Annotated in this window: 16 protein-coding genes; 9 read left to right on the plus strand and 7 right to left on the minus strand. The window is 57.5% G+C overall.

Going from position 1 to position 21,751, the window contains the following annotated elements; genetic code table 11:
- Positions 1 to 8: 8 nt before the first annotated feature.
- The gene (locus tag BW958_RS01175; RefSeq protein ID WP_076573526.1) at positions 9 to 1,223 is read right to left on the minus strand and encodes a pyridoxal phosphate-dependent aminotransferase; all 1,215 of its coding nucleotides are present in this window, start codon (positions 1,221 to 1,223) and stop codon (positions 9 to 11) included.
- A 361-nt stretch (positions 1,224 to 1,584) separates the two neighbouring features.
- Here BW958_RS01175 and BW958_RS01180 point away from each other — a divergent pair, with 361 nt between their 5' ends.
- Positions 1,585 to 1,803 (plus strand): DUF1653 domain-containing protein, encoded by a 219-nt coding sequence (locus tag BW958_RS01180; RefSeq protein ID WP_076573528.1) that lies wholly within the window; start codon positions 1,585 to 1,587, stop codon positions 1,801 to 1,803.
- A gap of 56 nt (positions 1,804 to 1,859) precedes the next feature.
- Here BW958_RS01180 and serA read toward each other — a convergent pair whose 3' ends face one another.
- The 3 genes from serA to BW958_RS01195 form a co-directional block, all read right to left on the minus strand.
- Entirely contained in the window at positions 1,860 to 3,092 is a 1,233-nt protein-coding gene (gene serA, locus BW958_RS01185; RefSeq protein ID WP_076573530.1) for a phosphoglycerate dehydrogenase, read from the minus strand.
- A gap of 204 nt (positions 3,093 to 3,296) precedes the next feature.
- Positions 3,297 to 3,950, minus strand: a complete 654-nt coding sequence (gene rpiA, locus BW958_RS01190; RefSeq protein ID WP_076573532.1) for a ribose-5-phosphate isomerase RpiA — start codon at positions 3,948 to 3,950, stop codon at positions 3,297 to 3,299.
- A gap of 77 nt (positions 3,951 to 4,027) precedes the next feature.
- Complete coding sequence (locus BW958_RS01195) at positions 4,028 to 4,609, minus strand: 5-formyltetrahydrofolate cyclo-ligase (protein ID WP_076573533.1); 582 nt, start codon at positions 4,607 to 4,609, stop codon at positions 4,028 to 4,030.
- Between the two features lie 224 nt (positions 4,610 to 4,833).
- Between BW958_RS01195 and BW958_RS01200 the strand changes: the two genes are divergently transcribed.
- From BW958_RS01200 to BW958_RS01225, 6 genes are all read left to right on the plus strand, one after another.
- Positions 4,834 to 5,082, plus strand: coding sequence for a DUF1272 domain-containing protein (locus BW958_RS01200; RefSeq protein WP_076573535.1), 249 nt, complete (start codon positions 4,834 to 4,836; stop codon positions 5,080 to 5,082).
- A 126-nt stretch (positions 5,083 to 5,208) separates the two neighbouring features.
- The gene (dapB, locus tag BW958_RS01205) at positions 5,209 to 6,021 is read left to right on the plus strand and encodes a 4-hydroxy-tetrahydrodipicolinate reductase (RefSeq protein WP_076573537.1); all 813 of its coding nucleotides are present in this window, start codon (positions 5,209 to 5,211) and stop codon (positions 6,019 to 6,021) included.
- A gap of 583 nt (positions 6,022 to 6,604) precedes the next feature.
- On the plus strand, positions 6,605 to 7,741 hold the full coding sequence (carA, locus tag BW958_RS01210; protein WP_076573539.1) for a glutamine-hydrolyzing carbamoyl-phosphate synthase small subunit: 1,137 nt from the start codon (positions 6,605 to 6,607) through the stop codon (positions 7,739 to 7,741).
- 18 nt (positions 7,742 to 7,759) lie between these two features.
- Complete coding sequence (carB, locus tag BW958_RS01215; RefSeq protein WP_076573541.1) at positions 7,760 to 10,981, plus strand: carbamoyl-phosphate synthase large subunit; 3,222 nt, start codon at positions 7,760 to 7,762, stop codon at positions 10,979 to 10,981.
- Positions 10,982 to 11,267: 286 nt separating this feature from the next.
- Positions 11,268 to 13,151: a methyl-accepting chemotaxis protein gene (locus BW958_RS01220; RefSeq protein WP_076573543.1), complete on the plus strand. Its 1,884-nt coding sequence runs from the start codon at positions 11,268 to 11,270 to the stop codon at positions 13,149 to 13,151.
- 162 nt (positions 13,152 to 13,313) lie between these two features.
- Entirely contained in the window at positions 13,314 to 14,465 is a 1,152-nt protein-coding gene (locus BW958_RS01225) for a DUF1615 domain-containing protein (protein ID WP_076573545.1), read from the plus strand.
- Between the two features lie 57 nt (positions 14,466 to 14,522).
- Here BW958_RS01225 and BW958_RS01230 read toward each other — a convergent pair whose 3' ends face one another.
- Together BW958_RS01230 and BW958_RS01235 are read right to left on the minus strand one after the other, a co-directional pair.
- Positions 14,523 to 15,533 carry a DUF1176 domain-containing protein gene (locus BW958_RS01230; RefSeq protein WP_076573547.1) on the minus strand — a complete coding sequence of 337 codons (1,011 nt, stop codon included), beginning with the start codon at positions 15,531 to 15,533 and terminating at the stop codon, positions 14,523 to 14,525.
- Between the two features lie 48 nt (positions 15,534 to 15,581).
- Positions 15,582 to 17,546 (minus strand): methyl-accepting chemotaxis protein, encoded by a 1,965-nt coding sequence (locus BW958_RS01235; RefSeq protein WP_076573549.1) that lies wholly within the window; start codon positions 17,544 to 17,546, stop codon positions 15,582 to 15,584.
- A 349-nt stretch (positions 17,547 to 17,895) separates the two neighbouring features.
- Here BW958_RS01235 and BW958_RS01240 point away from each other — a divergent pair, with 349 nt between their 5' ends.
- Positions 17,896 to 19,872: a methyl-accepting chemotaxis protein gene (locus tag BW958_RS01240; protein WP_076573551.1), complete on the plus strand. Its 1,977-nt coding sequence runs from the start codon at positions 17,896 to 17,898 to the stop codon at positions 19,870 to 19,872.
- A gap of 21 nt (positions 19,873 to 19,893) precedes the next feature.
- Positions 19,894 to 20,823, plus strand: coding sequence for a substrate-binding domain-containing protein (locus BW958_RS01245; RefSeq protein WP_076573552.1), 930 nt, complete (start codon positions 19,894 to 19,896; stop codon positions 20,821 to 20,823).
- A 51-nt stretch (positions 20,824 to 20,874) separates the two neighbouring features.
- On the opposite strand, the gene BW958_RS01250 is transcribed toward BW958_RS01245, so the two are convergent.
- The gene (locus tag BW958_RS01250; protein WP_076573554.1) at positions 20,875 to 21,714 is read right to left on the minus strand and encodes a nuclease-related domain-containing protein; all 840 of its coding nucleotides are present in this window, start codon (positions 21,712 to 21,714) and stop codon (positions 20,875 to 20,877) included.
- Positions 21,715 to 21,751: the final 37 nt, after the last annotated feature.

Genomic DNA, 21,751 nt, shown 5'->3' on the forward strand with positions numbered 1-21,751 from the left:
CAAATCGCTTACTGGTGGTAGCCCTTTAGGAAGCGGGCCAGGCGCCCGATGGCATCTTCGAGCTCCTCTTCACGGGGCAGAAACACCAGGCGGAAGTGATCCGGTGCCGGCCAGTTAAAGCCGGTCCCCTGCACCAGCAGCAGTCGCTCCTGCTGCAGCAGGTCGAACACCATCTTCTGGTCGTCCTTGATGTCATACACCTTGGGATCAAGGCGCGGGAACATGTAGAGCGCCCCTTTAGGCTTGACGCAGGAGACGCCAGGGATCTGGTTGAGCAACTCCCACGCCTTGTCACGTTGGCGACGCAGGCGGCCGCCCGGCAGGATCAGCTCATTGATACTCTGATAGCCACCCAGCGCCGTCTGGATGGCGTGCTGCATCGGGACGTTGGCACACAGTCGCATCGAGGCGAGCATTTCGAGCCCTTCGATATAACCGCGGGCACGGCCCTTAGGGCCGGTCACCACCATCCAGCCTTGGCGGAAACCACAGGCGCGATAGGCTTTGGAGAGACCGTTGAAGGTCACCACAATCACGTCATCGCACAGGGTGCAGATGCTGGTGTGAGCGATATCGTCGTAGAGGATCTTGTCGTAGATCTCGTCGGCGAAAATCATCAGGTTGTGCTGGCGGGCAATCTCAATGACCTCGAGCAGGAATTCGCTGCCGTAGACTGCGCCGGTCGGGTTATTGGGGTTGATCAGTACAATACCGCGAGTGCGTGGCGTGATTCGGGCGCGAATATCGTCAAGATCCGGATACCAATCGGCCCCTTCGTCGCAGCGATAGTGCACCGCATGACCGCCGGAGAGGGTCACGGCAGCTGTCCAGAGCGGATAGTCCGGTGAGGGCACCAGCATCTCGTCGCCGTTGTTGAGCAGCGCCTGCATCGCCATCACGATCAACTCGCTGGCGCCGTTGCCGATGTAGATATCGTCGATATCGACCAGTCGCATTCCTTTCTGTTGGTAGTACTGCATCACCGCCTTGCGCGCGGAAAACAGCCCCTTGGAATCGCAGTAGCCTTGGCTCTGGGGAATATTGAGGATGACGTCCTTGATGATCTCTTCCGGGGCGTCAAATCCGAATGGCGCCGGGTTGCCGATGTTGAGCTTGAGAATGCGATGACCCTCGTCCTCAAGGCGACGGGCTTCCTTATGCACCGGGCCGCGGATGTCATAACAGACATCGTCGAGCTTGTGCGACTTGTCGATGGTAAACATGGTCAGGATGAATCCTTGCCGCTAGGGCATGTGTGACAAATGGGCAATTTAGAATCAAATCTGTCTGTCCTTATTGTTCACAGTATTGCATGCCATAACAATCATTATTTCAGATGAAATGGCTGGTTTTGACCATGCAAACAGAGCTTCCGGATTCCTTTTTCTAGCATGATCGTTTGTGCCGAAAATGACCTTCGGAACAATCTTATGGTGCCTTGCGACCCCTTAAGCGATGAATACCAGAATAGGCCGGCTTCACTGGCAGGATATGCTCACAAAAAAAAGTGGTTTCCGCCGGCGCCGGGTGGCAAAGTGGACCCCGGTTCGCGGGGCTTGAGAGTGACCGCCAAGGAGTATGACGATGGCAGACAAACCGATCCGGCCAGGGCGCTGGCGCCATTTTAAGGGAGGCCTGTACGAGGTCCTCACCGAAGCTAAGCACACCGAGCGCGATGAAGAGTTGGTGATCTATCGCAGTCTTGACGATGGTTGCTGCTATGCCAGACCACGCCGCATGTTTCTCGAATGGGTTAAGCATGAGGGCAAGCTGGTGGCACGCTTCACGCCACTTGATGATTGATGGTTTCCAAAAGAAACGGCCCCGCATGCGGGGCCGTTTCTTTATCACAACCGGAATCAGTGCAGAATACGGGCGCGGATAGTGCCGTCGATGGACTTGAGCTTGCTTAAGGCCACTTCGCTGTATTCGCTGTCGATGTCGATCACCACGTAACCGATATCGGCGCTGGTTTGCAGGTATTGGCCGGCGATGTTGATGCCCTCTTCGGCAAACGCCTGGTTGATCTTGTTCATCACACCCGGTTGGTTGCGGTGGATGTGCAGCAGACGGCTGGCACCACGATGTCCCGGCAAGGAGACCTCGGGGAAGTTAACCGCCGACAGGGTCGAGCCATTGTCGGAGTACTTGATGAGCTTGTTGGCCACTTCCAGACCAATGTTCTCCTGCGCTTCCTGGGTGGAGCCACCGATGTGCGGGGTCAGGATGACGTTGTCAAATTCACGCAGCGGAGTCAGGAACTCTTCGTCGTTAGACTTGGGCTCTACCGGGAAGACGTCGATGGCGGCGCCGGAGAGGTGGCCACTTTTGAGCACATCGACCAACGCATCAATATCCACCACGGTGCCACGGGCGGCGTTGATGAAGATGGCGCCCGGTTTCATCATGCGCAGCTGCTCGGCACCAATCATGTCCTTGGTCGAGGCGGTTTCGGGCACGTGCAGGCTGATCACATCGGACATATTGAGCAGCTCGGCCATGGTCGGCACCTGGATGGCGTTACCCAGCGACAGCTTGTTCTCGATGTCGTAGTAGTAAACCTTCATGCCAATGCTCTCGGCAATGATGCCAAGCTGGGTACCGATGTGGCCGTAGCCGATGATACCGAGCTTCTTGCCACGGGCTTCCACGCTACGGTTCGCCAGTTTTTCCCAGACGCCGCGATGGCACTTGGCGTTCTTCTCGGGGACACCACGCATCAGCAGCAGGATTTCGCCCAGCACCAGTTCGGCCACCGAGCGGGTATTGGAGAAGGGGGCGTTAAAGACTGGAATCCCGCGCGCTTCAGCGGCCTTGAGGTTCACCTGGTTGGTGCCGATGCAGAAGCAACCGATGGCGACCAGCTTGTTCGCTGCGTCAAGCACACGCTCGGTCAGCTGGGTGCGGGAGCGGATTCCGACAAAATGCACGTCGCTGATACGCTCAATCAGCTCCTCTTCAGAGAGAGAGCCCTTGAGGTACTCCACGCTGGTGTACCCGGCAGCCCGGAAGGTTTCCACCGTATTGGGATGAACCCCCTCAAGCAGCAGCACCTTGATTTTGTCCTTGTCCAACGAAAACTTGACTGTCATGACGATCCCTTTGCTTTGTTATGGTGCGAGAAGAACTCGTAAAGTAACAAAAACGTTTGGTTCAGGGAATAAGTGTGACGAAAGTCAAATTTTTTGAACTTTTCAACTAATTAGATAATCCGGGGTGTGTGCGGAAAGAGGTCAAATCAGCAAAACAAAAGGCGCCATGAGGCGCCTTTGTCAGTATGAAGTTCGAGCAAGGAGTTAACGGATCTCGGCCCCGTCAGGGGTGCCAATGATCACTACGTCAGCGCCGCGGGCGGCAAACAGACCATTGGTGACCACACCAGCAATGCTGTTGAGCTTGGCTTCCAGCACCTTGGGCTCGGTGATGGCAAGACCATGCACATCGAGGATTTGGTTACCGTTATCGGTGATGACATTTTCACGCCATACCGGGTTACCACCGAGTTTGCGGATTTCACGCGCCACATACTCACGGGACATGGGGATCACTTCGACTGGCAGCGGGAAGGCACCGAGCACGTCGACGGTTTTGGTGTTATCGATGATGCAGACAAACTTGTCGGCAACGGCGGCCACAATTTTTTCCCGGGTCAGGGCAGCACCGCCGCCTTTGATCATGTCGCGGCTCGGGTTGATCTCGTCAGCACCGTCCACATAGACAGAGAAGCTCTCCACCTCGTTGAGATCAAATACCTGGATGCCGAGTGCCTTGAGGCGTTCGGTCGAGGCGATGGAGCTCGACACGGCACCCTTGAGCTGATCCTTGATGGTGCCCAGTGCGTCGATAAAGTGGTTGACCGTAGAGCCGGTGCCCACCCCGACGATGGTGCCGGGGATCACGTACTCGAGGGCTGCCCAGCCGGCGGCCTTCTTCATCTCGTCTTGCGTCATGTCTGCTCCTCAGAATAAAAGCGGGCGCATTATAGCCAAGCCACGGCCTGCCTGCGACGGCAAATAAACGTTTCGCCTTAAAAACGCCAGTGGCGTGACGGGGTCAGGATCTCCGGCAGCGGCACATCCCACTCTTCGCACGGGATCTGCTCGACCTGCTGGCAGTCATGGGCCACCCCAATTGGCTTTGGGCCAAGTTTATGCGCATGCCACCCCTGCAAGGTGCGATCGTAATAGCCGCCGCCCATGCCCAACCGATTGCCGAGCTGGTCGAAAGCCACCATGGGAGTGAACATCAGATCGAGGCCACTGTGCGGCAGCACCCGATCCATATCGAGTTCGGGCTCTTCGATATTGAATTTGTTGCGCACCATGGGGGAGGTGGGGGTGTAGTGCAAAAACAGCAGGTGGCCAGCTGTAAAGGGATGCACCACCGGCAGATAGATGTCCTTATTTTGGGTCCATAGCCAATGAATGGTCGGCAGCGGATTGATCTCGCCATCATTGGCAAGATAAAAGCCAATACGTCGGGCGTGTTTGACGTCCGGGTGGGCCTTGATGCGCTCAAGCAGAGCCTGCGCCGCTTGTTGCTGCTGGTCATGGCTCAGCGCCTTGCGACGGGTTCGGATCTGCTGGCGCAGGGTATGGCGTTCTGACATGGGGCCTCCTTCTTGCTGCCAGAGCATACCACTGGTCGGTGCACCTTGGCACAACCTGCCGGGCAGGTGATCACCGCTTTGCGGGAAGGATAACGCGCATTTATTGATCTGTGCTTTTCCGATGTGCCAAATCGATGGCTGGCGGCCCGGCGCCAATCACGGTAAAACAGGTTTTCGGCCAGAAGGAACCGGCCGACTCATCTTCAGCAACCAGGACCCCACCCATGCTTGAGCTCAGACCCAATTGCGAGTGCTGTAACAAAGATCTTCCCGCTGACGCCACCGATGCGTTGATCTGCTCCTTTGAATGCACATTCTGTCGTGAGTGCGCCGAGCATACGCTCCACGGCCACTGCCCCAACTGCGGTGGTGAGCTGGTCACACGCCCAAGACGACCGCTTGAGAAACTGGGGAAATATCCTGCTTCGGTAACACGGGTTATTAATCCTGCTGGCTGTCAGTCAGCCTCCTGAGCGAGGCCGTGCTCTTAGTAAGCCGACATGATGATGCGGACGCTGCGACACGACAGGCTTTGCAAAGCGCGCCCTGACTGGTAAAACAGGGAACTTTGCACTGCACAACAAAGAAAGAGGATGGTGATGGAGACTCCGATCCGCGTGGCCGTGATGGGCTGCCAGGGACGTATGGGCAAGGTGCTGCTGGAAGCTATCCAGGCACAAGAAGGGGTCGTGCTGGGCGCGGCGCTTGAGCGTCCGGGTTCGGCCGTGATTGGTCTGGATGCCGGTGAATTGGCCGGTCTGGGCAAACTGGGCGTCACCATTGGTGACAGTCTGGCGGCCGCCATCGATGCGGTGGATTTGATCATCGACTTTACCCGCCCGGAAGTGACGCTGCAGAACCTCAACATCGCGGTTGCCCACCACAAGATGATGGTGATCGGCACCACCGGTTTTGATGATGCCGGCAAACAGGCCATCAGTGATGCCGCGCGTCAGATCGGTATCGTTTTTGCGTCCAACTATTCGGTGGGCGTCAATCTGGTATTCAAGCTGCTAGAGCAAGCCGCCAAGGTGATGGGCGATTACACCGACATCGAAATTATCGAAGGACACCACCGTCACAAGGTTGATGCGCCGTCCGGTACTGCGCTCTCCATGGGGGAAGTGGTTGCCAAGACCTTGGGGCGCGATCTTAAAGAGTGCGCCGTCTATGGCCGTGAGGGGATCACCGGTGAGCGCGATCGCGGCACCATCGGTTTTGCCACCATCCGCGCCGGTGATTTGGTGGGCGAACACACCGTGATGTTTGCCGACATCGGTGAGCGGGTCGAGATTACCCACAAGGCGTCGAGCCGTCTGACCTTTGCTAACGGCGCCGTGCGTGCCGGGCGTTGGCTCAAGAGCCAGCCAGCCGGGCTCTATAACATGCAGGACGTGTTGGGGCTGGTGTAAGACTCCACGCAGGAAGGGCGGCGCAGGCCGCCTTTTTTGTACCTGCAGGTTAATAAATGTGAGTAAAACCACTCATTTTCAGGGGCTTGTTCTCTGCAAGCTGATAACTGCCATTTTTTGATGGACAAGCTGGCGGTTGCGACAGTCTCTGCCAAAAAAGATTAAAAATGCATAATAAGTAAAACGTTTTCCTGCCTTTTGAAAATTTTAATGACAGTGGATGGGCTTCTGATGGCTTTGTCTGTATTGAGTTGTTGTTTTTATCTAAATGAAAAATAAGGATAAAAAATCACATTCACCATAAATTGACGCCTTATGCCGCTGCTGACCCTGTGTGGCGCAAAAAAGTTTCGCGCAGGGGGTTGCGCGGCGCGCTATTGCATAGATAATGACTGGAATTGCTTTTTTATAGAATTTTAATGCATTCGCTGAGCTTTTGCTGGTTGAAATGCCACAAGTTTTCAGTAGAATGCGCGCAATTTGCCCGAAATCTGCCGGCCCAGCTGGGTCCTAAAGCCCCGGCCAGAGGTCCGCAACACCCAGGTAAATTGCTGAATATCAAGCTAAAAAACTGGAGGTTGTCTTGAGTCACACTGCCTTGTTAGTGCTGGAAGATGGAACTGTCTTCAAGGGCGTATCGATAGGCGCTGAAGGATGTTCCGTTGGTGAAGTGGTTTTCAATACGTCGATGACGGGCTATCAGGAAATCCTCACCGACCCCTCCTATTCCCGTCAGATCGTTACCCTCACTTATCCCCATATCGGCAATACCGGCACCAACCCAGAAGATGAAGAGTCCCCCAAGATTCACGCTCAGGGCCTTATCATCCGCGACCTTCCGATCCTTGCCTCCAACTTCCGCAATCAGCAATCTCTCTCCGATTACCTGAAATCCCAGGGCATTGTCGGCATCAGCGACATCGACACCCGCAAGCTGACCCGCATCCTGCGCGAAAAAGGCGCCCAGAACGGTTGCATCCTGGCCGGCAAGCAGCTCGATGAAGCCGAGGCGCTCAAGCAGGCGCGTGCCTTCCCGGGGCTCAAGGGGATGGATCTGGCCAAGGAAGTGACCGTCAGCGAAGCCTACTCCTGGAATGAAGGGAGCTGGCAACTGGGTAAGGGCCATGTCACGCCGAGTGAAGGGCAGTTCAAATATCACGTGGTGGCCTACGACTTTGGCGTCAAGCGTAACATCCTGCGCATGCTGGTTGACCGTGGTTGCCGCCTGACGGTGGTGCCGGCCAAGACCCCGGCTGCCGAGGTGCTGGCACTCAAACCCGATGGCATCTTCCTCTCCAACGGCCCTGGCGATCCGGCGCCGTGCGATTACGCCATCGAGGCGATCGAGGCGTTCCTCAATACCGATATTCCGGTGTTCGGCATCTGCCTTGGCCACCAGCTGCTGGGTCTGGCCTCGGGCGCCAAGACCATCAAGATGAAGTTTGGCCACCACGGCGCCAACCATCCGGTCAAGAGCCTCGATGACAACACCGTGATGATCACCTCGCAGAACCACGGCTTTGCGGTCGACGAAGCCACGCTGCCGGCCACCTTGCGGCCGACCCATGTGTCGCTGTTCGATGGCTCCTTGCAGGGTATCCATCGCACCGACAAGCCGGCCTTCAGCTTCCAGGGTCACCCGGAGGCGAGCCCCGGCCCGCACGATTGTGCCGGTCTGTTTGACCACTTTATCGACCTGATTAAGCAGTATCGCGCCTAAGGAAGAGGAAAGAGTTCCATGCCAAAACGTAACGACCTTCAGAGCATCCTGATCCTCGGCGCTGGCCCCATCGTCATCGGCCAAGCCTGCGAATTTGACTACTCAGGCGCTCAGGCCTGCAAGGCACTCAAAGAAGAGGGCTACCGCGTCATTCTGGTCAACTCCAACCCGGCCACCATCATGACCGACCCGGAGATGGCCGACGCCACCTACATCGAGCCCATCACTTGGGAAGTGGTGCGCGAGATCATCAAGAAAGAGCGTCCGGATGCCGTGCTGCCCACCATGGGTGGTCAGACTGCCCTGAACTGCGCGCTCGATCTGGAACGCCATGGCGTGCTCAAGGAGTTTGGTGTCGAGATGATCGGCGCCACCGCCGATGCCATCGACAAGGCTGAAGACCGTCACCGCTTTGACCAGGCCATGCGCAAGATTGGCCTCGAATGCCCGCGCGCCGGCATCGCCCACAACATGGAAGAGGCGTGGAAGGTGCAGCAGATGGTCGGTTTCCCCTGCATCATCCGTCCCTCCTTTACCATGGGTGGCTCGGGCGGCGGCATCGCCTACAACACCGAAGAGTTCGTTGAAATCTGCGAGCGTGGTCTGGACCTGTCGCCGACCAAAGAGCTGCTGATCGACGAATCCCTCATCGGCTGGAAAGAGTACGAGATGGAAGTGGTGCGCGATCGCAACGATAACTGCATCATCGTCTGCGCCATTGAAAACTTTGACCCCATGGGAATCCACACCGGTGACTCCATCACCGTCGCGCCAGCTCAAACGCTGACCGACAAGGAGTACCAGATCATGCGTAACGCCTCCATGGCGGTACTGCGTGAAATCGGCGTGGAAACCGGTGGCTCCAACGTTCAGTTTGGTATCAACCCGAAAGATGGCCGCATGGTCATCATCGAGATGAACCCGCGGGTATCGCGCTCCTCGGCGTTGGCCTCCAAGGCGACCGGTTTCCCGATTGCCAAGGTCGCGGCCAAGCTGGCCATCGGTTATACCCTCGACGAGCTGATGAACGACATCACTGGCGGCAAGACCCCGGCCTCGTTCGAGCCGGCGATCGACTACGTGGTCACCAAGGTGCCGCGCTTTAACTTCGAAAAATTTGCCGGTGCCAATGACCGTCTGACCACCCAGATGAAGTCGGTGGGTGAGGTGATGGCGATTGGCCGTAACTTCCAGGAGTCCCTGCACAAGGCCCTGCGCGGTCTGGAAATCGGCAAGACCGGTTTCGACCCCATGGTGGATCTCAATGCGGCTGACTCGTTAACCCGCATCCGCTACGAACTGCAAGATGCCGGAGCCGAGCGGATTTTCTACATCGCCGATGCTTTCCGCGCCGGTCTCTCCATCGACGGAATCTTCAAGCTGACCAAGATTGACCCCTGGTTCTTGGTGCAGATTGAAGATCTGGTCAAACTCGAAGATACCGTCAAAGAGCGCGGTATGGCCGGCCTGGATGCCGACTTCCTGCGCGCCCTCAAGCGCAAGGGCTTTGCCGATGCGCGTCTGGCTAAAGTGCTCGGCGTAGCCGAAGCCGAAGTGCGCAAGCTGCGCGTTCGCCACAATATCTTCCCGGTCTACAAGCGGGTCGATACCTGCGCGGCCGAGTTCGCCACCAACACCGCCTACATGTACTCGAGCTATGACGAGGAGTGTGAAGCGGCGCCGAGCACTCGCGACAAGATCATGGTCATTGGCGGTGGTCCGAACCGGATCGGTCAAGGTATCGAGTTTGACTACTGCTGCGTGCACGCGGCACTCGCCCTGCGCGAAGATGGTTACGAGACCATCATGGTCAACTGCAACCCGGAAACGGTATCGACCGATTACGACACCTCCGATCGACTCTATTTCGAGCCGATTACGCTGGAGGACGTGCTGGAGATTGTGCGCGTCGAGCAGCCCAAGGGCGTGATTGTGCAATACGGCGGTCAGACCCCGCTCAAGCTGGCGCGTGCCCTTGAAGCCAACGGTGTGCCGGTGATCGGCACCAGTCCGGATGCCATTGACCGCGCCGAAGACCGTGAGCGCTTCCAGTCTGCGGTTGAACGCCTTGGCCTCAAGCAGCCGGAAAACGGCACCGTGACCACGCTGGAGCAAGCCGTGCTGGAAGCAGCAAGGATCACCTACCCGCTGGTGGTGCGCCCCTCTTACGTGCTCGGTGGCCGCGCCATGGAAATCGTCTATGACGAGCAGGATTTGCGCCGTTACTTCACCGAGGCGGTCAGCGTCTCTAACGAATCGCCGGTGCTGCTCGATCGCTTCCTTGATGACGCCATCGAAGTGGACGTGGACGCCATCTGCGACGGCGAGACCGTGGTCATCGGTGGCATCATGGAGCACATCGAGCAAGCCGGTATCCACTCCGGTGACTCGGCCTGCTCCCTGCCGCCCTACACCCTGTCCAAGTCGATTCAGGACGAGATGCGCGATCAGGTGCGTCGTCTGGCGCTCGAGCTTGGTGTCGTGGGTCTGATGAACGTGCAGTTCGCGGTGAAAGAGGGCGATGTATACCTCATCGAGGTGAACCCGCGCGCTGCCCGTACCGTGCCGTTTGTCTCCAAGGCCACCGGGGTGCCGCTTGCCAAGATTGCAGCTCGCGTCATGGCCGGTCAAAGCCTCAAGGATCAAGGCTTCACCGCCGAGGTGATTCCGCCTTACTACTCGGTCAAGGAAGTGGTGCTGCCGTTTGCCAAGTTCCCGGGGGTTGACCCGCTGCTTGGCCCGGAAATGCGTTCTACCGGTGAGGTGATGGGCGTGGGCAGTACCTTTGCCGAGGCCTATGCCAAGGCGCAGCTCGGTGCCGGTCACCAGGTGCCGCGCGAAGGTCGCGCTCTGCTCTCGGTGCGCCATGGCGACAAGGAGCGGGTGGTCAATCTCGCGGCCAAGCTGCTTGAGCTCGGCTATGACCTCGATGCCACTCACGGCACCGCCGTGACCTTAGGGGAGGCGAGCATCAACCCGCGTCTGGTTAACAAGGTGCACGAAGGCCGTCCGCACATTCTCGACCGGATCAAGAACGGCGAATACACCTATATCGTCAACACGGCCGAAGGTCGTCAGGCGATTGCCGATTCCAAGCAACTGCGTCGTGGCGCCTTGCAGCACAAGGTGGCTTACACCACCACGCTCAACGCCGCCTTCGCCGCCTGCATGGCCATCACCGTGGATGCCACGGCGCAGGTCAACTCGGTTCAGGAGCTGCATCGCAAGATCAGCCGCTAACTCCTATCGACGGATTTTCGTCGATCGTGAGGACTCGTTTACCCCCGCACTGCGGGGGTTTTTTATTTTACGACCTGATGAGCAACCAGCTCGAGGCCCGAACCTTGACCCGATCTTTTTTTGTTCAATGATACAAAATCAAGGCATCTTTTCTGTGTGGGAATGAGAATCTCACCATTTTGGCGCAATAAGTGATTAACAACAGTGGGTTACGGTCGCTAAAAAGAAGCGCGGATGCCAGCAAACCGGATTATCCGTCCCTTCTTCCCAATTGATAGTCACGCTTATGAAACATCTCACACTGAAACAGAAAATATTGCTGTCGGTGGCTCTCGCCCTGACGTTGGTTATTTTGTCGCTCTCCTGGTTTGGTTATGCCAACCAGCGCACTATGCAGCTTAATGGCAGCCAGGAGCAGATACGGCAAATCAGCCTGCTGCGTGCTCAGGCCATCAGCGACTGGCTGGGTATTCGCCAGCAGATGGTCGGTGCCATGGCGGCCAAACTGCCGGCCAACTTTCTCGATGTCTTGCAGCAAGGTCAGGCGTCGGGCCATTTCCAGCTTACCTTCTTTGGTGAAGATAATGGCCTGATGCACGACTCTGATCCCAAGGTCAATCGCACCGGATTTGATCCGCGGGTGCGCCCCTGGTTTCAGGGGGCCAAAACCAATGGCGGTCCGTTTCTGACCAAACCCTATATGGATCAGGCTTATCACGAGTTGGTGGTCACGCTGGCCCAACCGACCACGGGCGGCGTGGTAGGGGGCGCCATCTCGATTCGTTCGCTGGTGGATGACATCAACAAGATGGTGTTGCCGGGGGATGGCTTTGCCATCTTGATGCACAAGGACGGTACCCTGATTGCCACGCCGGGCAAAACCGATCAGATGGTGGAGGTGAGCCAGCTCGACAATGCCCTGACTCCGGCGCTGATCACTCAACTGGCTGATGGCATGGCGGGCTCGCGCCAGTTTGCCGAGATCTATTTTGACAGCCAGGGGCGTGACAAGCTGCTGTGGGCTGACAACATCCCCGGCACCGACTGGCAGCTGGTGATGGTGCTCGATAAAGAGACCTTGCAGGCACCGCTGATGACCATGCTGCTGCAGCAGTTGGGGATGGCATTGGTGATCCTGTTGCTCAGCCTTGCCGCCATTGCTTGGCTGGTCAGCATGTTGCTGGGGCCGCTTGGTAAGGTGAGCCGCGCATTGGCGCGCATTGCTGATGGCAGTGGCGATCTGACCCAGCGCATCACATTGGAGGCAAACGACGAGGTGGGGCAACTGGCCGAGAGCTTTAACCGTTTTGTTGGTAGTCAGCACCGTCTGATAGGCAACATCCGCCAGCTGGCCCATGAGCTGCACCTTGATGCCGAGCAGGGACTTAATAACAACCATGCCATCGTTGCCGAGCTCAATCGCCAACAACAAGAGGTGACCATGGTGGCCACCGCAGTGACCGAGATGGCCAGCGCCACTCAGGAGATTGCCGGTAATGCCGAGCATACCGCCGCCGCAGCGCAGCAGTCGTCGGTAAGCAGCCAACAAGGTAAAGGGCTGGTCAACAAGACCCAGACATCGATTACTCACCTTGCCACTGAAGTTGAGCAGGCCACCCTGGTGATTGGTGAGTTGAGCCGTCACGCACAGGCCATCTCAGGGGTGCTCTCCACCATTCAGGGCATCGCCGAGCAGACCAATCTGCTGGCCCTTAACGCCGCGATTGAGGCCGCCCGGGCTGGTGAGCAGGGACGCGGGTTTGCCGTGGTCGCCGATGAGGTGCGCGTGCTCTCCAAGCGAACCCAGGATTCGACCGGTGAGATCCAGTCCACTATCGAAACGCTGCAAAAAACCACCGAGCGGGCCGTGACCCTGATGCAGACCAGCCAGGGATTGGCCAGCCATAGCGTGCAGGATGCCAGTGCGGCCGCCGGCGCATTGGAGGAGATCACGCAGGCAGTGTCGCTGATTGCCGATATGGCTGGTCAGATTGCGACCGCCGCCGAAGAACAGACCCAGGTGACGGCCGAAATTACCCAAAACACCACGGCCATCAAGGATGTCAGTGACGAGATCACCTTGGTGGCCAGCCGCGAGCTGGAGCAGGCCAAGCGACTTAAGCAGCGGGCCGAGCAGCTTAAACAGGAGGTGATGACCTTTATCCTGTAACGCTCTGACTTGTTCTCATCGATTGGCTGGCGAGCACGGTGCTCGTCAGCCGGTCAGAGGACGACGGAGGCGCCAGTGTGGGCCGTTCCCCCGCGCTTGCTCCTCCACTACAATGGTGGCCATTCTCACTTGCGCATCTTGTTATCGCCGGGGTTGTCCTCCATGTCTTTTTCGCGCCGTTTCTCCCTGCTTGCCCTTTTTGCTTCCCTGTTGCTGGCCGGTTGTGCCAGCGAGCCTCCGGGCACTGCGCCGGTGCGCCAGGCGACCGGCTCACGCCCTGTACCCAAAGCTCTGCAGCCAAGGCCACCTTCGGATATGAAAAGCCGCATCGTGGCGTTTTTACCGCGCAATGTCTCTGATCGGGCAGGATGGGCCAATGATGTGGTGACGGCGCTCACCACCCAGGGGCTCACCGTCAATGATCACAACGTCTGCTCGGTGCTGGCGGTAGCCGAGCAGGAGGCCACCTATCAGGCCGATCCGGTGGTTCCTAACCTCGGCGCCATTGCCTGGAAGGAGATCAACCGGCGGGCTGGCAAGTTGATGATCCCGGAATTTGTAGTGCGCACCGCCCTTAGCATCGACTCCCCGAACGGCAAGAGCTATGCCGAGCGGATCGACCGGCTGCGTACCGAGCGCGAGATGAGTCTGATTTTCGAGGACATGATTGGCGAGTTGCCGATGGGCAAAACCCTGTTTGGCAACATGAACCCGGTGCACACCGGTGGCCCGATGCAGGTGAGCATCGAATTTGCCGAGCAAAATGCCCACGGTTATCCCTACTCAATCAAAGAGTCACTTCGTCACGAAGTGTTTAGCCGCCGTGGCGGTATCTGGTTTGGGACCAAGCACATCTTTGGCTATGAGGTCGATTATCCCGATACCCTCTACCGCTTCGCTGACTTTAACGCCGGTTGGTATGCCAGCCGTAACGCGGCGTTCCAAGCGGCGGTGAGCCGGGTCAGTGGTAAAAAGCTGGCGCTGGATGGGGATCTGATCCGTTATGACAGTGACGAGCCAGGGCAGACCGAGATGGCGATCTACACCATCGCCGGTAAACTTGGCATGAGTCAAAGCGACATCCATCGGGTGCTCAAGACCAGTGACCGCGCCGAGTTTGCCAAAAGTGCGCTTTATGCCAAGGTGTTTGCGCTGGCTGACCGGCAAACGGGCTCGCGTCTACCGCGCGCTATGTTGCCCGGCATTGAGCTCAAAAGCCCCAAGATTACCCGTAACCTGACCACAGCGTGGTTTGCCAAGCGGGTCGATGAGCGGGAGCAGCGCTGCGTGCAGCGCATGGCGACGATTCTGTAAACAGTGAGGGCGACCATGGGTCGCCCTGATTGTATGGGGGCACTGCGTGATTGCGGCTCAGTGCGCTTTTATCACAGTGCTGGTCAGGGTGGGCAGTTGCCAGGTGCCACCGATGACAAGGTTGCGGCAATCGCCGCTGGTCATGGATTCACTGTGCATGAAGCGGCTGCCATCCCACACCCAGCTATCGCTGCGCATGCAATCGGCAATGCCCCGGCCGCGCTGGCTGGCGCTTATCTCACCGTGGGCGTAAGCACTGCCATCATGGGTGACCAGCTGGCCTTGCTCCACCGGCTGTCCTGTTGGCATGACCAGATAGGCGTAACCCTCGTTATACGCTGCTCGCCAGCACAGGGCCTCAACCAGCTGGTGGCCGTTATCGAGCGGATACAACCGCCCGCTGCGACTCTCTTCGTCGACAGTCTCACACTCTTCTGTTTCTAGTCGCTGATAAACCGCCTTGATCTCGGTTGCGGTGAGATCTTTTCCCTCAGTGCTCAGCGTCGGGGCTGCATGGATGATGGGGGCCGGCACAGCAGGCGGGATCTGATCGATTGCCCCATTGCCGGTTTTGGTGAGTGCAGTGGCAGTGCCGATTCTGCCTTGAAACTCATCCATCTTGAGCAATACCGCATAAGCGCCGGCGCCTGACAGCGGCCAGTGATAATCGGGGGCTGCAGAAAACGCAACCGCGCCGCTGCCCTTGATGGCCTTGATAAGCGGTGCGAGCAGTGTTTGTGGAATACGGTAGTGTGAAAGAGCCGTGTCGTAGCTGAGCGTGCCAAGTGATGAGCCATCAAGGGTGAGGGTTAATGGTTCCGTTAGCGGGCGCTCTTGAAACTCGGGCACGTCGGCGTCACCAATAATGAGCTCGCCGCTTATCTGCCCGCTCGCCCCCCCTTCGCGAGTGATCAGCACCGAAATGCCGCCGCTTTCACCGCTGTAACCCGCAGCGGGGCAGGTGCGCGTGTTATCACAGACTATCTCCCAGTCCTTGTGCTGGAACTGAATGCCGGTCGGGGCGGCAGCATTGAGCGCTGCCGCAGTCATCAAGGTGGTCAGGAGCATCTGTTTTTCACATCACGTTTGTATGAGGTGCAGTGTGACCGACACGGGTCAGGTTCTAAAGCGCGATACCAGCTCGCGCAAGCTGCTGCTCATCTGACTCTGCTCCTGGGAGTAGTGCTTTACCTCTTTGGCCTGGGCCGAGACCTGATTGACCGCATCATTGATGGAGACGATGTTCTGATTGATGTCTTCGGTCACCAGATGTTGCTCTTCGGTGGCGCTGGCAATTTGGGTGGTCATGTCCCGGATGGTTTGCACTGCCGACTCGATATTTTCAAACGCGCCGAGCGCTTCTTGTGACAACCGCATAGCCTCGCCAGATTCACTCAAACTGTTGCCCATTGTGACTGTCACTTGTTGGATGCGATTCACCAGCGAGTTCAAAATCTTGCCAATTTGCTCGGTCGAGTCTTGAGTTCGCCGCGCCAAGGTTCGGACTTCATCGGCCACGACGGCAAAGCCACGGCCCTGCTCACCGGCACGCGCCGCTTCAATCGCGGCGTTAAGCGCCAGCAGGTTGGTCTGCTCGGCAATCTGCTGAATAGTCGATAGGATGCTGTTGATATTGACCGTCTCTTTCTCCAGATCCTGAATGATATTGCTCGACTCCTGCATGCTATGGCCGAGCTTGTTGACGCTGGCGGCGCTGCGGCTGATCACGGTTTTACCGCTGTGAGTTGCCTCCAGTCCCTGCTCCGAAACCTCGGCGGTGTGCACACAGTTTTTGGCCACCTCGTTGGCAGCAGAAGACATCTCGGTTACGGCTGTGACAATCAAGTCCATAGCACTGATTTGGTGCGTGATTGCGTCCGTCATGGTTGCGATACGCTTCCCGGTTTCGTCCGATACATCGTGAATGGTGACGGCGTTATCCTTGATGACCCGGATCATCGACTGGGTGGAGTCGATAAACTGGTTAAACCATTTGGCCAGTTCGCCAGTTTCGTCCTGGCTAATGATCTTGAGGCGGTGGGTGAGATCTCCTTCGCCCTGCGCGATGGTTTTCAGTCCATCTTTGACCAGATTGATCGGGGTGCTGATCCGTTTGGCGATCACGCCACCGATAATGATAAAGATGATCACCAATACCACGCTGACGCTCAAAATCATCCAGGTCAGCGACCAGGTGCTGGCATAGATTTCTGACTTCTGCTTGAACCCAATCAGCTTCCAGCCCAAGGCTGGCGAGGTGTACACATTGGCAAAATAGCCAACCCCATCGATATCAAGTTCCACCACGCCCTGATGGGTGTTGGCCAAGGTGGCAAAGTAGGGAGCTTTAAGATCGGCAATTTTTTTGAAGTTGTTGGCGGAGTCGTGACTGTCAACCAGCAGGGTGCCGTTTCCTTCGACCAGCATGTAAAAACCGGTCTCGCCAAAATGGATCTTGCGGGTCATTTCGGTGAGTGATTTGAGTGAAACATCGATAGCCACCACGCCGGCAAATTCGCCGTTGCTACCTTTGACACCCTTCACGACTGATACATAAACCGCATCGTCGGGCTCCCAGTAGTAGCCATCACGCTTTGCCAACTGATAGTTGGCGTCTTTGGCGATGGTAAACCAGGCGCGTTTGCGCGGATCCCACTCACCATAATCACCGGTGCCGGGCCACTCGATATACCCCCCTTTAGTGTCACCGAGATAGACATAACCGAGTGCAGGGTTGCTGTTACCGATACTGGAGAAGAGTTCAAAAATTTGCTTCTCCCGACCGCCCTTGGCCATGGCAACGGCAGAGGGTTTGTGCGCCTCTTTGAAGTAGGTTGATATCTCGCTCCCTGCGCTGTCCCTGACCGCTGGATAGTCAGCCATGGCTGACACCAGATGACCGACCGAGTCGAAGAAGGTAGTGAAGGTGTTATCAACCAGCGCCGCATCCAGGGTGCTGGTTTCGATAAAATCTTCACGCGCCTGTTTGGTGGCGCTGTGGATGGTAAATGCGGCGACAATCAGGACCGGTAACAGTGTGGTAACCAGAAAGGTGCTCAGTAGTTTTGCTCTAATGCTCATAGCGACACATCCTGCAGGCTGACTAACAGGGGAGGTGGTTACCTGATGAAAAGTAGCTGAGTTGTTAACACTCCGCCTTTTACGTGTGCTGATTTGTCTGATTATTTCCCCGCGATTTGTTAAAACCGGAGGATTTAGGAGAGATTGCGGTTTAGATAGACGATTGCAGTTATGTGAGGCCACATTGCCAACTGGCTGTTTGACAAGGCGAATCACGCCGGAGCAATCAAGCAGTGGTGCTGGAGCTTGACTACACTTAGCCCTGTTTGAACGAAAACGGGCTGCTTGACCGGAGGGGGTGGTACCGGTCAGTGGTCATCAGACCCGCACACCTGTCAGGGATTACGACATGAAGATCCTGCACAAGATCATCGCTGGATTTGCCCTCTTGCTCCTGCTTTTGCTCGCCATTGTGGCGGTTAACTTCAATAACACCCGTATTGTGACCGATCGACTCTTTACTATTACCGAGGAGTCGGCGCCGCTCAGTCAGGCTGCCAGCGATCTCTATGTGCACCTGCTGCGGGCCAACGAAGTGCTGCTCTCGGCATTAGCCAGCAAGCAAAGTGATGGCGTGAAGGCGCGTGAGCCAAAATTTGCCGAGAACATTGGCAAGTTCTCTGCGCTGCTTAGCGACATACCGCGCTACGTCAACGGCCGTCAGGGGCTGCTTGATAATATCCAATCCACGCAGGGGCTGGTCTCTGATTACACCGAGCAAGCAAAAAAGCTCATTGCACTGCACGAACAGCTGCTGGATGCCGAGGTGCGCGCCGAGCGTTTGCAGCACTACAGCCGCTCTCAGGAACTCTCGCTTTCCAACCATCTGCAAGCCTATCAGGCTGAGCATGCCGGGCTGCCGACGGGCACCATTGTCGAGGGGTTACTGCGGGAAACCGGCAACGCTTATAAGGCGCTGACCCGTTTTGACAGTGACCATGACATCACGCAACTGGAAAAGAGTCTGGCGTCGCAAGACTCGGTGATCGGTGAGCGGCTGGCCGCGTTATCGCAAAGCGATCCGCGCGGTGGCCGGATTGCGGCGGTGATGGTGCAGCATCTTCTCAACGACCTGTCGGCCCCTGATGGTTTGCTGGCGGCTTTTCGTCAGAGTTTCGCACTATCCAATCAGCTTAAGGCACAGCAGCAAAGTACCGATGCCAGCTTGCAAGCGGTGCTGGGCAGCATCAACGATTTTTCCGGGCAGGCGCTGGCGGTTGCCAAGCAAGCCAAGGGGGATACCGATGCTGCTCTGCAACAGGGATACTGGATTTCACTTTTCACCGGTGCCATCGCCATTGTGCTGACCTTGCTGGTGGCGGCCTGGGTGGCCCATACCTTGCGGGTTCCACTAAGCCAATTTCGCGAGGTGCTGATCAAGGTCACCCGCGGCGATCTGCGGGCGCGTTTTGCCCGCGGTCAGCAGGATGAATTTGGTGAGCTGGGCGGTTATCTCAACGAACTGACGGCGACCTTACAATCGACCGTGCGTGAGCAGCTTGAAGCGGCTGAACGGCTGGCGGGCACCTCGCGCGATAACGAGCGCATCAGCGACACCACCACGCGTGCCGTGGCCGAGCAAAAGGAGCAGTTGCACTCTGCGGCATCTTCAATGCACGAGATGGAGTCCACCGTGCACGAGATTGCCCGGCGCGCCAACGAAACCCGGGATTATGCCGAGGAGACGCGCAAGCAGGCTCATCTGGTTCAAAAGAGCGTGGCCGACACCATAGATGGCATTCGCGAGCAGGCCGATCACATTGTCAACGCTTCGCGTGAGACCGATGAGTTACAGGGCTTTGGCAACAGCATTGACGGGATTGTCGATGCTATTCGCACCATCGCCGAGCAGACCAACTTGCTGGCGCTCAATGCCGCCATCGAGGCTGCCCGTGCTGGTGAGCAGGGGCGCGGATTTGCGGTGGTCGCCGACGAGGTGCGTCTGCTGGCTAGCCGCACCCAGAGCTCAACCAGTGAAATCCAGCAGATGATCGAGCAGATGCAGCGCAAGATCCACTCTGTGGTGCAGGTGATGGGCGAGAGCCAAAGCCGCTCCGAGCGCTGCGTTGAGCTGGCCTCGCGGGCCGACGAGCTGCTCGGAACCATGGGCCAGTCAGTGGAGGCGATCCGCGACATGAACATCCAGATTGCGACCGCGACCGAAGAGCAAAGCCTCACCGTGCAAGAGACCAGCAAGATGATGACCTACATCAGTGATGGGGTTGATCAGTCGGCGCAGGGGGCCGAGCAGACGGCCAGCAACAGTAAGGCTCTGTCATCCATGGCCGCCTCGCAGCTGCAGGTGCTGCGTCGCTTTACCGTTTGAGCAGGCAAGGAGAACCGCTTCATGAATCGTTTGCTACAACCTCTGGTGCGCATCGTTGCCTTGCTGACTCTGCTGTTGTGGGGGCAGATGGCGTCAGCCACGCTGCTGCTCGGTGTCACCATCTCCGAGTTTGATGACAACTTTCGCAACCTGATCCGCCAGCACATCGAGCAGTACGGCAAAGAGCTGGATGTGGATTTGGTAGTGGAAAATGCCAGTAGTGATCCAAAGCTGCAGTTGCGCCAAGTGCGCAACTATATCCAAAGCAAGGTCGACGCCATCGTGATTCTGCCGGTCGATGCGGCCACCGGTCGCGAAGCGCTGTCACTGGCCAGTGCTGCCAAGATCCCGGTGGTGTTTGCCAACAGTGATCCGGAGCCCAGCAGTTGGCCAGCAGGCAGCGCTTATGTCGGCTCCAAAGAGACGGATGCCGGTACCATGCAGATGGAGGAGCTGGCCAAGCTGGCCGGTTACAAGGGAGATGTGGTGATCCTCGAAGGGGAGCCTGGCCACAGCGGCGCGATTGGCAGAACCAAAGCGGTCGAGGCTGTGGTGGCCAAATATCCTGACATGAAGGTAGTCAAGAAAGCCACGGCCAACTGGCAGAGCAGTGAGGCGGCGACGCTGGTGGCACAGTGGCTCAAAGAGTCCCCGTTCAAGGTGGTGGCGGCTAACAATGACTCGATGGCCATCGGCGCCGTGCTCGGGCTGGAGAAATCCGGCAAGCCGCTGGGGGATTTCCTGGTCGGTGGCATTGACGGTACCCGCGAGGCATTGCAGATGATGGGGCAGGACAAGATTAAAGTCAGCGTGCTGCAAGATGCTCGTGGCCAGGCGCGTAAAGCCGTGGATGTGGCCCTGATGATGCTCGCTGGCAATGCTACCGAGAGTCACTACTGGATTCCGTTCCAGCTCATCACGCGGGATAATATGGCTCAGTTCAGTCAGTAAGTGGACAGTAAATAGAAATGGCGCCAGTGTGCGCCATTTCTATTTTGAGAGTCAGCTGATGTTGGAAATTACGCTGCGGCATTGGGGATAGGCGCTGCAGCGCCAGAAGCGATTGCCACGGTTAGTGCCATTTTGGCTGACTCGCAGAATCATCGGACTGCCGCACTGAGGGCAGACCGGCGTGATACCCACCGTCGCTTCACTTTCGTGGGGTGGCACGCTAGCCAACACGGCTGCGGCCGGCATGGGAGCCGGTGTCACATCGACCTGTTGGCGCCAGTGCTCGAGACGCGCCAGTTGCAGCTGCTCTTGCTGAGGCGTTGACTCTAGCCGGTGCTGCTCAATAGCGTTAATCACCCGGGTCATCTGCGCCTGGCTCAGGCACTCTTGCTGATAACGTTTGATATAGGCGGTGACTCCTCCCTTGATGATGTTATCTGGCACGTCCGATTTGAAGCTGCAGCGCCCGACAAACACCACTGCCAGATGTATCTGATCTTCCTGTAGTCCCAGCAGTGACTGCAAGGTGGCGAGTTGCAGCTGATGCTGCTCAACGGGGTTTTGAAAACGCTGCTTTTCTCTTCCGTGCTGCAAGGTCCACAGCTTTTTGTCGGCGCCGCCAAAAATCCAGCCGTGCAGGTTGCGCACATCCACCACAAACAGACCAAACGGGGAGACCACCAGATAGTCGATCTGGGTACTGCCTTGGCCGCCGGGCAGGGTGACATGACTGAAGAGAAAGTAGTGGCGAGCGTCCAGTAAGCGGCGTAATCCGAGATCCAGCCACCACTCATCGAGTCGCCCCCTCAGCCAGCCGTTACGGCTGATCAGAAGCAGCAACACAAGCGCCAGCACAGTCATCATCAGGGTCAGCGGAGTTAACAAATCCATCCTTGGGTTCCATGCGATTGTTCAGGGGCCGGGTCAT

Source organism: Aeromonas sp. RU39B (assembly GCF_900156095.1).
In the GTDB taxonomy this organism is placed as follows: Bacteria; Pseudomonadota; Gammaproteobacteria; order Enterobacterales; family Aeromonadaceae; genus Aeromonas.